This window comes from Salsuginibacillus kocurii DSM 18087, assembly GCF_000377705.1.
Classification (GTDB): Bacteria; Bacillota; Bacilli; order Bacillales; family Marinococcaceae; genus Salsuginibacillus; species Salsuginibacillus kocurii.
Window position 1 is genome coordinate 150,872 of sequence record NZ_KB898627.1, and the last position, 13,050, is coordinate 163,921.

The following is a 13,050-nucleotide window of genomic DNA, read 5'->3' on the forward strand; positions in this document are numbered from 1 at the left end:
CAAAACTTGATCACCTTTTCCGTTCAGGTCATTATGATCATTTATTACCAAAACATTCGAAGCATGAAGAAAGGAAATTGGATAAATGGAAGAGAAAAACAACCAAATTGGGCTTTTTACTAGTTTAAAGAATCGAATTATTAGTGTTATGGTGTTGCTTTTTTTAGTCGTTATGGGAATAGGTACCTATATTAATGTGACTGTACTAGAAAACAATGCGATCGAAGCCGGGATTGAACAAGGGGTCAATCAAACAGAAGAAATTGCTACACAAGCAGAATTAATCTTAGCAGACGATCCTGAAGATCTAGAAACGATGCAAAATTTTGTAAATGAAAAAGCAGAACAAGAGGAAATTGCTTATGCTGTTATCATCGATGAAGAGAATGTTTCAGCCATTGCCCACAGCGATGAGGAAAGAATTGGACGCAGCTATGCTGATGATGAATATACGGTAGATGGAGCTCAAGAAGGAGAAATAATGACTTCCCGCTTTTTTGCAGATCTGCAGGATAGCTGGGCTTACGATATTATGGTTCCAATCTACATAGATGGTGAATTGTTTGGTGCCATGGATATTGGCTTATTCGAAGACCATGTTAGTGATATGACCAGTTCGCTCGTTCTCAATCAAGCTCTAATTATTATTGGCAGTGTGATTATGTTTGGGCTTTTAATGACGCTGCTATTAAATCGCATGTTTAAGCCGCTTCGCTCGACTATATCTGTATTTAATAAACTCGGCGAAGGTGATTTAACAGAAGAAGTTGACCAAACTGATAAAAACCGCAAAGACGAAATTGGCCAGCTTCTGACAGCTCTTGAGAATATGAAACGCAACTTCATTCTATTAATTAAGAGTACCAACGAAAAAGCTGAACATTTAGCTTCTACTTCTCAGGAACTCAAGCAAACAAGTGATAGGGCAGGGGCTGCCTCAAATGAAGTAAATACAGCTATTGGAGAAATGGCAACAGGGGCTGTTGAACAAGCCGAGAATACCGAGCAGGGTGCCATGCACATTCAACGGCTTGGCAACATGCTAGAAGATAATCAAGCTCATGTACAAGAGCTAAACGTGGCAACCAGTCGAGTCAGCGAATTAAAAGCAGAAGGTGATGAGATTGTCACAGAATTAATTGAAAAAACAAAAGAGAGTCATAGTTCAACACAAGAAATTCGCTCACTCATTCATAACACAAACGATAGTGCAGGCAAAATTGAGCATGCTAGTGATCAAATCAAAGGGATTGCCGAACAAACCAACCTTCTCGCTTTAAATGCCTCCATTGAAGCTGCACGAGCAGGAGAAGCTGGAAAAGGGTTTGCCGTGGTAGCAGAAGAGATTCGCAAGTTAGCTGAACAATCCAATCGCTTCACTGAAGAAATTGCTGGTATTATTACTGACCTAACAGAGAAAACGACATATGCTGTAGACACCATGGAAACTGTAGAACAACTATCAACTTCACAATCAGAGCACGTAACAGCGACTAGTGAAAAATTTGCAGGCATATCTAAAGCTATTACAGAAATGGAGAAGGTTATTGAGTCCATTAATGCTTCAGGTGAAACAATGAGCGGCAAAAAAGATGAAATGGTCCAGGTGATGGAAAATCTCTCAGCTATTTCAGAGGAAAATGCTTCAGGTACCGAAGAAGCTGCCGCTTCAGTAGAAGAACAATCTAAATCAATGACACGAATCGCAGAAGAAATAGAACGCATGAATCAGCTTGCTGAAGAAATGGATGCAGCTATCAACACCTTTCATTATGAAAAGAAGGAGCAAGAAGAGGAGAGCTAGTATAGTAGGTTTGTAGCCCCTTTTAATACACCCAAAAGAGAAGGCTAGGCCAGGTTAAAATGGCCAGCCTTTTTTAGTTTCGTTTTATACCCCTTAGGGTAAATGATAATTACCATGTTTCTTTGCAGAAAGGATGAATTTCATGTTTCTTGAACGTTTTTATCACGACCGCCTCGCTCAGGCTTCCTATTTAGTAGGATGCCACTCAACAGGCGAAGCCGTAGTGATTGACCCAGCCCGGCATGTAGAACCTTATCTAGAAACCGCCAAAGCTGAAGGACTTCAGGTGGTTGGAGCCATGGAAACGCATATTCATGCTGACTTCGTTTCTGGCTCAAGAGAGCTGCAGGAAAAGACTGGAGCAGAGATTTATCTGTCAGCAGAGGGTAACGATGTCGTTTCAACTTATACGTATTCGGACGGAGTTACCTTATTAAAAGAAGGCGACCGTGTAAGGCTGGGCCATTTGCTAATTGAAGCACTGCATACCCCGGGGCATACGCCCGAACATTTGACGTATAAACTAACCGATACGAGCCGAAGTAAAGAACCTATGGGTCTATTTACTGGTGACTTTTTGTTCGTCGGTGATGCTGGCCGCCCTGACCTTTTAGAAAAATCCGTTGGTGTCAGCGAAACAGCAAAAGCCAGCGCTAAAGAGCTTTTTCATTCATTGCAGCGTCTTCACAACGAACCCGGCCACCTGCAGATCTGGCCAGGACATGGAGCGGGAAGCCCTTGTGGAAAAGCGATGGAAGCCGTGCCAATGTCTACACTTGGTTTTGAAAAACAGGCAAACCCTGCCTTCACCTACACGGAGGAATCAGAGTTTATCGATTTTATTTTAGACAGCCAGCCTGAACCTCCTCCTTACTTTAAAGTGATGAAAATTGTAAATCGGAAGGGCCCAGAGCTTCTTTCCTCACATTCAAATCCAGCTGAGGGCGGAGAAGACAGTTCACTGTTAGAACATCTTCACCCTCGGGATGTACATGTAATTGATGTGAGAATGCCGGAGACCTTCTCCAATGGTTTTATTGACCAGAGTCTAAACCTGCCGTTTGTAAAAACATTTACGGAGTGGGCCGGCTGGATGCTAGATTATGACCACCCCATTTATATTATCGCCAGTGAAGATGTCCAAGCAGAGGTGATAAAAGAATTAAACGCTATTGGCATTGATCAAATCGCTGCATGTTTTACCGAGGAAGTGATCGAAGATTTTAAAAAACGCGGAAATGATTTAAAAACGTATCCAACGGTATATCCCAATGAGGTAGCTAGTCAAATCAAGGCGGCTAAGCTCCAACCGATTGATGTCAGGCGCCCAGCAGAATGGGAAGATGGTATTGTCCCTCATGCTGAACAGAAATTTCTTGGAGACATTGAAGACTGGATCGATGATTATAACAAAGAGGATAAACTCGTGCTCTATTGCAGAACAGGAAAACGTTCTGCCATCGGAGCAAGCATCCTACGTAATCACGGCTTTATGAATGTCCGCAATATGGACGGCGGCTTTGTAGCTTGGAAACAAAACTTTGAACTTGAATCTCCGGTAAAAGACTTGCGGGAATAAGAAAACGACCTGAAATTGAAAGCTGCTTGCCCTGGAGATCTTCTCCCGTGCAAGCAGCTACCTTTCTATATGAGTACAGAGATTATTTTTTATTTTCGTTGTCTGCCCCTTCATCTTTATATGACTCTGAATCTTGAGGAGCCTCTAGTTCTCCGTCTAGTTGATCTTCCAAATCATCACGCAAATCATCATAGACTTTTTCTTTAAATTCTTCGTAGACATCGGCTTTCATTTCGTCATACATTTCTTCTTTTACCTGCGTGTATACTTCTTCTTTCATATCTTCATACAAATCTTCTTTCACTTGGTCATATACATCATCTTTCATATCCTTATAAAGCGATTCTTTCACCCGTTTACGCAGACGCCATCTCGACCGGCGCTGGTCCTTCTTCAAATCGCGCGACATCATGATTAGCAGTGAAATCACCATAAAAACCATGATAATGGCAAACGGCAATGCCGCTACAATTGAAGCGGTTTGCAACCCTTCTAAACCACCGCTTATTAAGAGGACACTGGCTGTACCTGCAATAAGAAAACCCCAAGCTACTTTTACACTAAGTTTCGGGTTTAAGCTTCCATCACTTGTCATAGCGCCTAATACATAAGACGCCGAGTCTGCAGAGGTAATAAAGAAAATCAAAATTAAGAGTAGAGCGAGCACACTCATAATCATCCCCATCAGCTGAAACTCACCGAGGGTGGCAAACAGAGCGATCTCTTCGCTTTCAAGGACTAGATCCCCGATATGATCATTGCCTGCCATAATAAGATCAACTGCGGTACCGCCAAATGCGGTAAACCAGACAGTTGCAAGCAAGGCAGGCACAAGCAAGACGCCAGCCACAAATTCGCGAATCGTCCGTCCTCGTGAGATCCGGGCAATAAAGATGCCCATGAACGGCGCCCAGGAAATGTGCCAAGCCCAGAAGAAAATCGTATAAACACCGAGCCATTCGCCATCACCGAACGGATCCAGGTCAAGACTCATTTGGGTGACATTAGCCAGATACCCACCAATAGTGGTGACAATACTTTCAGCAATAAATAGGGTTGGTCCTGCTATGATCATAAACGCTAATAAAATTCCCGCAATGGTCAAGTTGATTACACTTAAATACCGAATACCTTTATTTACTCCCGTAGCTGCTGAAAAAATAAATAAAAACGTAACAATTAGAATAATCACAAATTGGGTCAAACCTACATTTGGAATGGCTCCGTCTGTTAAAAAGGATAAACCACCGGAAATCTGCAAAGCACTAAGCCCAAAAGTAGTAGCTACCCCAGTAGAAGTTGCAAGTACCGCCAGCGTATCAATGCTTTTCCCAAATCCGCCTCGGATTCGATCGCCGAGCAGCGGTTGGAAAGCAGAACTAATTAAAGCCGGCTGGTCTTTACGGAATTGGACATACCCTAATGTTAGCGCTACTAATGAAAAAATGGCCCATGGGTGAAGTGCCCAGTGAAAGACACCATAACGAATGCCAGCATCTGCCTGCTCTTCTGGCGTAGCATTCATATAATCAGGATGTGGATCTAAGTAATATAACGCTGGTTCAGCGACGCCCCAAAATACAAATCCAACACCTATTCCTGCCGAAAAAAGCATACCAATCCATGTATAAAATTTATACTCAGGCCGATCATCTGCCTTACCTAAACGGAGCCGTCCAAAAGGGCTGACAGCTAGAAATAATACAAATACAATGAAAAAAGCTGTACACAGCATATAAAACCAGCCAAAGTTATCCAGGGTTATACCAAGAGCTGTCTCAGATACCTGCTCTAATGAATCCGGGGCAATAAATCCCCATAACACAAAAGCTGCAACAAGTGGTGCGGTAATAAAGAAGACGATACTAGGATTTTTCGTAGTATAATGGTATTTTGTCGGATCGTCTTTTGTCTCATTCGCCATACGCGAATGTGCCTCCTCCCTTTGCCAGAACAATAAAGTAAGTTGCTGAGGTGTTACATGCCTTTTCTTATGTATTGAAAGGAAGGTAGATAGTTGTACTAGTGTTGCAAAACTGGATCCTCACTCATTAGTTAAGCAATCAATGTAGTAATTTCATAAAACTCTGTTAACAAGAAACGCAGATAATCCTTCCTTGACCTCGCTTGATGAAGCCGCTAAACAAAACCATGAGCGCATCATTCTCAGCACTTCTGCTTGTGGATACATTTGCAACGCTAGTGAATTGTCTTACCTTACCCCTTCAATATAAAAAAGAAGACATCACTAACTATGATATCTCCTTTTAATGACAAATTAAAACAACAATTCATAAATTTTTCTAGGTCTCCCCCTCGAGCCGGATTGCTCTTCACCAGAAACACGAGCAAGTCCCATTTTTTCAAGGCTTGTTAACACACGTCTCGCGTTCCGATCCGAGCTGTGCAGCCAACTAGCGAGCTCATGGGGAGAGACGATCCGTTGGTTGTAATAATTGGCTAAGGATTCGATTTTTTCCGCCATACCTGGACTTATGGGAGTAGTGTCTTGCTCTTTCCAAATCCCCCCCCATTTTCTCTGTCCGTAAAATAAAGCGGCTTGGTCTTCGTAATTTTCTTTGACAGTCTTATCTTCATCAATTGTACGGATAACCGAATCTTCTAATTCTCTGCTTTCTTGCAAAGCCTTGCGCATATGGAGCTCAGCTTCCCCGGCTGTGCGCCCGTACCCCAACCCAATTTGAACCTTTAGCTGGGTCTGGGCCCGAATGTCATGAACAAGGCGAAATAAATCTTGCTCTGCTTCTTCTACCATTCCTCGGGTGGTATAGATAAAAAACAACCCGTCACCCATCTGTACATATGAACCATGTACCTGTTCGGCCATATTAAGAAGCAGTTTCTTTAAGTCCAATTCTCGATAATACTTCGCATATGAATTAGGATCTTCATTGAATCGTGGTTCTGCTCTGACCTCAAGGCCGATTATAGCCACTTGCGATTTTTTAAACGACGTTAATGAAAAATGCTCTCGTATATACTTTAATGTAAGAGCCACTGAATCTACACTCGGATACACCCGGTAAACTGGTACTCCTAAGGCGTAAAGGCGATTGTAGACATTACGAACGCAAGTAAAAGCAGCCTCGATTGCTCCTTTTTCATATTGTTCTTTATGAAAGGCCACTAATTCGTCTGGATTTTTATAACCTTCAAAGGAAAGAGTTTTTACATATAGCTGTTCTTGTAGTTGAAACTGTGAAAGAACTTCTTGAATTCGATCTTCTTGAATCGTATCAAGCGAAACATGGCTGAGAAGGTGTTGTTTATGATACTGCGCTTCATGCAGCTTACCTAACAAGTTTGCTCCATACAAAGCAGGAAAACTAGCTCGTTCTTTAGCCACTACTTTATGAGTAAGAACATAATCATAGGGGGCGGGACCTGTGAATAACCAATGGTCCACCTGGTTGTCATGTGCTTGAACAATGTCTGCGACACGTTCTGTATCTTCATACGTAAACGTTAAAGGCTTAATGCCTTCCATTGCATTAGCTTGTTGTAAAACGACCCTTACCGAATCTTCAGGACCACATATACCTAATCGAATATACATTCCATCATCTCTTTTCTGTGACAGTGCGCATGTACTCTGCTAGAACGAGAGCCCCTTTCTCCAAATCTTCAAGTTCGGCATGTTCTTTCGGGTGATGACTCAGTCCATCTTGACATGGAACGAAGAGCAGCCCCGCGTTCCAGCGTTGTGACATATTCATGACATCATGGCCTGCACCACTCTCCATTGGATAAGCGGTGTAACCAACTTTTTCTATTACTGATTGTAATACGCTCTCAAGGGATTCATCTAGTGCAATTGAAGGATTATTTACTAACGTTTCCACGGTAATATCCACACTTTTTTCTGCAGCAACTTGTTCACACGTCTCTTTAATCTGCTTCGCCGCGTCTTTCTTTTTTTGGTCAGAGACACTGCGAATATCAATACCTACTTCAACGAAGCCTGGTATAACATTCATTACGTTAGGAGAAGCATTGATCGTACTTGCAGTAGCTACTAGAGGAGGGCCGGGTTGATCTGACAGCTTCTTTGCTGCTTCTTCTACTTTTTCAATAATTGGCACGGCAGCAAGTAGTGCATCAGACCGCTGCCCCATTGGTGTTGTTCCTGTATGGTTGGCTTGTCCTTCAATTTTAACCTGCAATCGAATAGGACAGGCAATCGCAGAGACTACGCCGATATCTGCTTTAGCTTGTTCAATGCGAGTGCCTTGTTCAATATGAAGCTCAACAAAAGAATGAAGCTCATGAGCTCTGCGCTCTGCTTGGGTTATCTCGTTCCATGATAGCCCTTGACTTTCTACTGCTTCCCGTATAGAAACACCATGCTTATCTGTGACATTCTCAACTGCTTCTGGTTCAAGCAAGCCTGACATGGCCTTGCTTCCAATCGTTGAAACTCCAAAACGAGCAGATTCTTCAGAGGCAAAACAAATGACTTCTAACGGGCGAGCAGGAGACCACCCTTCATCTTTTAATTGTTTAATAGCTGCAAGACCGCATAAAACTCCGGCTGCTCCGTCATACCCCCCGCCATTTTCCACCGTATCAAGGTGAGATCCTGTTGAGACAGCAGATGGCTCATCAGCTGTTCCTTCTACTTCCCATCGAGCAATCAAGTTGCCAGCGGAATCTTTATTTACAGCAAGCCCTAATTCTTCTGCTTTCTCTATAAATACCTGCATCGCTTCTGCTTCTTCGGCAGTATAGCTTAAACGAGTAAAACCTTCTCGTCTTTGCATTTGCTCTGTGACATTTAAATCTAGCAGCGTTCGGTATAGCCATTCCTGCATGTTTTTCACCTATACTTTCTCATGTAAGTATTCAGATATCGTATGAAGTAATGCTGCTGCAGCAACCGGTAAAGTCTCTTCTTCGTAATCAAAGGTCGGTTTGTGATGGCCATCTGCTAACGCCGTGCCATAAAGCATATAAGTGGCAATTCCGCCTTGCTGTTGGACCGAATTGATCATAATTGCAGCATCTTCTGACGCTTGAACGGGCCATTCACTATCCACTCGCTCAATCCAGCGGCTAGCAGAGCTCCCAGTTTCGAGCCAAGTCTCAAAATCAGTGTCACAGTATGCTTCTACTCCCTCTCCTACTACCTTTAACTCAGCCCCAACACCGTGCATTTCTGCAGCTCCATGTATACGGCGCTCCACTTCTTTCCACACATACTTATTCACCTCAGAGGTTTCTCCTCTGGTTTCACCTTCTAAAAAGGCTGTATCTGCTACAACGTTGCGGCCACTGCCAGTTTGCAGGGTGCCAATATGAGCACGTATTGCTCCGTCCGGATGAGGAGGAATTTGCGCCACAGTTTGAGCACAAGCGGCTGCGGCCAATAAGGCATCTCTTCCTTCGTTAGGCTTAGCAGCAGCATGAGCTGAAACTCCGTGAAGCCTCAGATCAAATTTAGTCGTGGCTAAAAACTCCACCCCTCGTGCTGCCATAACACCAGCTTTTTCATTTCGGATGCCAATGTGCCCGGAAAGAAAGGCATCAACCTCTCTCAGCCAACCATTTTCTACCATTGCTTTTGCACCTCGGCTCCCTTCTTCTGCAGGTTGAAACAAAAGGGTGAATGAACCAGCAAGTTCGTCTTTATGTTCTGCTAAAAAACGTGCTACTGTAAGGCCTATTGCTGTATGGGCATCATGACCACATGCATGCATAAACCCTTCCCTCGTTGATAAAAAGCCTTTATCATATGGTTTGTGTCCAGCTTCTTCACTTTCTGTAATCGGCAGACCATCAATATCAAAACGAAGAGCTATATGAGGTCCTGGTCTCCCGGTAGTAAGTTGTGCTACCACCCCGGTATGACCGCCATCCATTTTTTCAAGCATATCCTCTGGAACGCCGTATTCAGTTGCGCGCTCGGCTGCTTCTTCCAAGAACTCTGCCGCGGGTACGCCCATGCGCTCATTTGAGTTCACTGCTTCCTTGCCAGCAAAGCACGTGTACCCCAGCTCAGCAAGAAAGTTATATACATACCATGTAGTAACGTATTCCGTCCAGCCTGTCTCCGGCATTTGGTGAAGCTTGCGGCGCCAGGCTATCATGTCCGGATAAGCTTTTTCTACAAAATCATCGATCGTGTTGCTCGCCAGTATTCCCATTCCCATCATCCTCCTTGTCTTTTCCTCCCAGAGCTTCCAAGGTTAATAGGCTCATAGCCTCCACTCCGTAGCGAAGAGCTCCTTCATCTATATCAAACATGGGGTCATGCAACGGCTTTTGCACCTCCCTTTCTTTGATGGCAGTTCCCAGCCAGTAGTAGACACCAGGATAGTGAAGTAAAAACCTTCCAAAATCTTCACCGCCAAGGCTTGGCACGACTTGCGGCACTGTCTCTTCTCCATAGTTCTTAGCTAATGTGTCTTTTACAAACGAGCTTAATTCTTCATCATTTATCGTAGCAGGGTACCCATCGTAATAATAGACTTCTGCTTCTACCCCCATGGCTGATGCGGTTTGTTCAACGATTTGATAAAAGCGTTCTTTCACCTGCTCTTTTGTTTGATACGTCAACGTTCGTACTGTTCCTTCTAGTACAGCCTCACGAGGAATGACATTGTACCGTTCTCCAGCTTGCATTGTTCCCACTGTAATGACGGCTGAATCCAAGGGGTCCGTATTCCGGCTTATGATCGTTTGCAGGGCAGAGATCATTTGGTTAGCAGCTACAATTGTATCCACTCCTTGATGAGGCATACTTGCGTGACCGCCTGCTCCTTTTATAATTAGTTGAAAACGGTCTGAATTGGCCATCATAGCTCCAGCTTTCACTCCAAAGGTTCCAACTGGCAAATCTGGCCAAACATGTTGAGCAAAGATTGTATCAGGCTGGTACTCTTTAAACACACCTTCTTCCATCATCGTTTGTGCTCCACCAATTGGTGCATCTTCTTCAGCCGGTTGAAAGACAAATAAAACTGTACCTTGCCATTGTTCATGGATTTCAGCCAAATAAGACGCTGTCCCAAGTAACATCGCCGTATGCGCATCATGACCACATGCATGCATGACACCAGCTTTTTTCGATTTGTACGAAACTTCATTTTCTTCCTGAATTGGTAAAGCATCCATATCTGCACGCAACGCAATCGTCGGGCCGCTTCCCTTCCCGTGAAGAACGCCAAGAACGCCACAGCCAGCAAGTCCGGTATGAACTTCTAGACCTAGTTGTTTCAAGAAATCTGTCACATATGCGGCAGTTTTCTCCTCTTCATGGCTTAACTCAGGATGCTTGTGCAGCGTACGCCGCGCTTCTCGAACGGCTTCCATGATGTGTTCAGAAACGGGATACCGTTTCATCCAATCCATACAATCATCTCCTTAATTGATAGAAAAGCGGAGCGTGCTCAGTCAGCAGCAACGAACACTTAGAGCCAACTGAGGAGGCTGGGCCACCGCAGTCTAGTCTAGAAGCGATTTCGGGCCGCTAGCACGCGCAGCTGGACAGAGAAACAGAAGGCGCCTGTTCATTGACGCAGATTTCCTCTCCACCGCCTAGAAAGATGCCCCTACCGTCTACTTTTTTATCGGTAAGGCTTTTTAACGAGCATTCAAACTATTACTAATCATTCGCGCAAATTTATGGATCATTCTGCCTAAAATACACACCATTCTCACTGAAATACGAATCATTCTCCCCAAAATAAACTATTCTCAAAAAAGCAGCGATCAGTTGTTAAAGGCTCCAGAGTCTTCCATGTACGTAAAGCACCGGTTAACTACATCAACCGGTGCTCCGTCTTTCCTTCTAATTTATAGGTGCATATCTACACCAGGGCCGATTGGTAGTCCAAGCAAGCTCCATACAATAAAGATGACAATCCACAAGGTGAGAAAGACCATAGCGTACGGAAGCATCAAGGCAAACAATGAACCAAAGCCGGCCTGATTATCATACCGTTTCATAAACGCAAGCACCATTGGCACATATGGGTTAAGCGGTGTAATGATATTGGTCGACGAATCAGCAATCCGGTAAGCCAACTGAATAAAGGCTGGGTCGTAATTCAAGTAATAAAACAGCGGAATGAAAATCGGAGCCATCAGCGCCCATTGGGCCGATCCGCTGAAAATAAACATGTTCAATATAGCGGCCAATACAATAAACCCAACCACTACCGGCAACCCGGTCATATCTAAGTTCGTGAGGATATCAGCCCCGCCCACTGCAATCAATCCACCAATGTTTGTCCAATCAAAATAAGCAATGAACTGGGAAGCAGCAAATATCAACACAATATAGCCGGACATGTCTTTCATCGCGCTGGCCATATATTCAGGCACATCACGCGTGGAAGTAATCGTTTTTACAGTGACACCGTAAACGACAGCCAGCAGGATAAAGAAGAACAAAATCACCGGCACAATATTACTGAAAAATGGAGAATCTATAATTTCCCCTTCATCACCGCGCAGAGGTGCCCAACCAGGAACAATCAGTAAACTGGCAAGAGCTACATATATGACTCCGGCAATCGCTGCGTTACGCAGACCACGATTTTTCTCAGGTGTAACTTCCTCTATCGTTTGATTTTGAACATCTTCGTCTCCGAGCTTCGGGTCATAGGTACCAAGACGAGGCTCAACCACGCGCTCTGTAATCCATGTCCCGACGAACATCAACATCAAAACAGAAAATAACATGAAGAAATAGTTATCTACTGGTGTAACTGTAGCTGCTTCATCAATCGGAGCAATGACTTCTGAAGAAATTCCGGATAGTAAGGCATCGGTTCCTGTAATGAGAGCGTTAGCGGTAAATCCTGCCCCAACGCCGGCAAAACCGGCAGCCATTCCGGCAAGAGGGTGCCTTCCCAATGCATAGAAGACCATTGCCGCAAGCGGCGGCACAATAACAAAGGCTGCATCTGAAGCCAGGTTCCCAATTACGCCTGTACCGATAATAGCGAACGTTACAAACCTCGTCGGTGCTTTTAGGATGGTTTGTTTCATAAACGTTTCAATTAAGCCGACTTTTTGCGCCAGACCAATACCAAACATCATGACAAGTACCAGACCTAAAGGCGCGAAGCCAGTGAAATTATCAAGCATCGAAGTCACAATATATTCGATCCCATCGGCCGAGATCATATTTTCGACTAGGACGGTTTCTTCCGTCTCCGGGTCAACATACGACAATCCTAATTGATTAAAGATAAAGGATAAACCAATAATACCTAACGCTAAATAAACAAAAAGCATAAACGGATGAGGGAGTTTGTTCCCTGCTCGTTCTACCACATCCAAAAACCTCATAAACAATCCTTTATTTTCTCCTGATCCGGAATTATTCTTCATTTTTTTACACTCCTTTTTTTCGGACATTGTCTTTATATATTCCGTTATTGAAAAACTATCATATATATAGACCAAAATCTATGAAAGCTTTGAAAGTATTTAAATTTTTTTGTTAGCTTCTTTTACATTGGTGGTTAGATTTAGTTAATCAGCTAGTTTCTGTATTATGAATGGCAGTAAATTAGAGGCATTTATACAAAAGTGAATGTTAAACGTTAGTGCTGTTGCTTTAGGCTGCTTGCTTTTACCACAGGAACCTCGCACTTTTCGCTACACTTGGCCCTCCCATTATCAGTCCCTGACAAAA

8 protein-coding genes are annotated in these 13,050 nt (G+C 43.7%); 2 read left to right on the plus strand and 6 right to left on the minus strand.

Going from position 1 to position 13,050, the window contains the following annotated elements; genetic code table 11:
* The first annotated feature begins 85 nt into the window (after positions 1 to 85).
* Positions 86 to 1,804 (plus strand): methyl-accepting chemotaxis protein, encoded by a 1,719-nt coding sequence (locus D469_RS20195; RefSeq protein WP_018923483.1) that lies wholly within the window; start codon positions 86 to 88, stop codon positions 1,802 to 1,804.
* 142 nt (positions 1,805 to 1,946) lie between these two features.
* Positions 1,947 to 3,383, plus strand: a complete 1,437-nt coding sequence (locus D469_RS0111185) for an MBL fold metallo-hydrolase (protein WP_018923484.1) — start codon at positions 1,947 to 1,949, stop codon at positions 3,381 to 3,383.
* A gap of 82 nt (positions 3,384 to 3,465) precedes the next feature.
* Here D469_RS0111185 and D469_RS0111190 read toward each other — a convergent pair whose 3' ends face one another.
* From D469_RS0111190 to D469_RS0111215, 6 genes are all read right to left on the minus strand, one after another.
* Positions 3,466 to 5,307, minus strand: a complete 1,842-nt coding sequence (locus tag D469_RS0111190) for a BCCT family transporter (RefSeq protein WP_018923485.1) — start codon at positions 5,305 to 5,307, stop codon at positions 3,466 to 3,468.
* Positions 5,308 to 5,661: 354 nt separating this feature from the next.
* On the minus strand, positions 5,662 to 6,960 hold the full coding sequence (locus D469_RS0111195) for a hypothetical protein (protein WP_018923486.1): 1,299 nt from the start codon (positions 6,958 to 6,960) through the stop codon (positions 5,662 to 5,664).
* Between the two features lie 4 nt (positions 6,961 to 6,964).
* Entirely contained in the window at positions 6,965 to 8,215 is a 1,251-nt protein-coding gene (locus tag D469_RS0111200) for a M20 family metallo-hydrolase (RefSeq protein WP_018923487.1), read from the minus strand.
* A gap of 9 nt (positions 8,216 to 8,224) precedes the next feature.
* The gene (locus D469_RS0111205) at positions 8,225 to 9,547 is read right to left on the minus strand and encodes an amidohydrolase (RefSeq protein ID WP_018923488.1); all 1,323 of its coding nucleotides are present in this window, start codon (positions 9,545 to 9,547) and stop codon (positions 8,225 to 8,227) included.
* The gene (locus tag D469_RS0111210; protein WP_018923489.1) at positions 9,516 to 10,754 is read right to left on the minus strand and encodes a M20 metallopeptidase family protein; all 1,239 of its coding nucleotides are present in this window, start codon (positions 10,752 to 10,754) and stop codon (positions 9,516 to 9,518) included. Before D469_RS0111210 ends, D469_RS0111205 begins: the two co-directional genes overlap by 32 nt.
* A gap of 444 nt (positions 10,755 to 11,198) precedes the next feature.
* Positions 11,199 to 12,743 carry an AbgT family transporter gene (locus tag D469_RS0111215; RefSeq protein ID WP_018923490.1) on the minus strand — a complete coding sequence of 515 codons (1,545 nt, stop codon included), beginning with the start codon at positions 12,741 to 12,743 and terminating at the stop codon, positions 11,199 to 11,201.
* Positions 12,744 to 13,050 lie beyond the last annotated feature (307 nt).

What these genes read in the sequence shown, in the direction of transcription:
- D469_RS0111200 (WP_018923487.1), bottom strand. Translation starts at nt 8,215, where the DNA reads ATGCAGGAATGGCTATACCGAACGCTGCTAGATTTAAATGTCACAGAG.
- D469_RS0111185 (WP_018923484.1), top strand. Translation starts at nt 1,947, where the DNA reads ATGTTTCTTGAACGTTTTTATCACGACCGCCTCGCTCAGGCTTCCTAT.
- D469_RS0111205 (WP_018923488.1), bottom strand. Translation starts at nt 9,547, where the DNA reads ATGGGAATACTGGCGAGCAACACGATCGATGATTTTGTAGAAAAAGCT.
- D469_RS20195 (WP_018923483.1), top strand. Translation starts at nt 86, where the DNA reads ATGGAAGAGAAAAACAACCAAATTGGGCTTTTTACTAGTTTAAAGAAT.
- D469_RS0111215 (WP_018923490.1), bottom strand. Translation starts at nt 12,743, where the DNA reads ATGAAGAATAATTCCGGATCAGGAGAAAATAAAGGATTGTTTATGAGG.
- D469_RS0111190 (WP_018923485.1), bottom strand. Translation starts at nt 5,307, where the DNA reads ATGGCGAATGAGACAAAAGACGATCCGACAAAATACCATTATACTACG.
- D469_RS0111210 (WP_018923489.1), bottom strand. Translation starts at nt 10,754, where the DNA reads ATGGATTGGATGAAACGGTATCCCGTTTCTGAACACATCATGGAAGCC.
- D469_RS0111195 (WP_018923486.1), bottom strand. Translation starts at nt 6,960, where the DNA reads ATGTATATTCGATTAGGTATATGTGGTCCTGAAGATTCGGTAAGGGTC.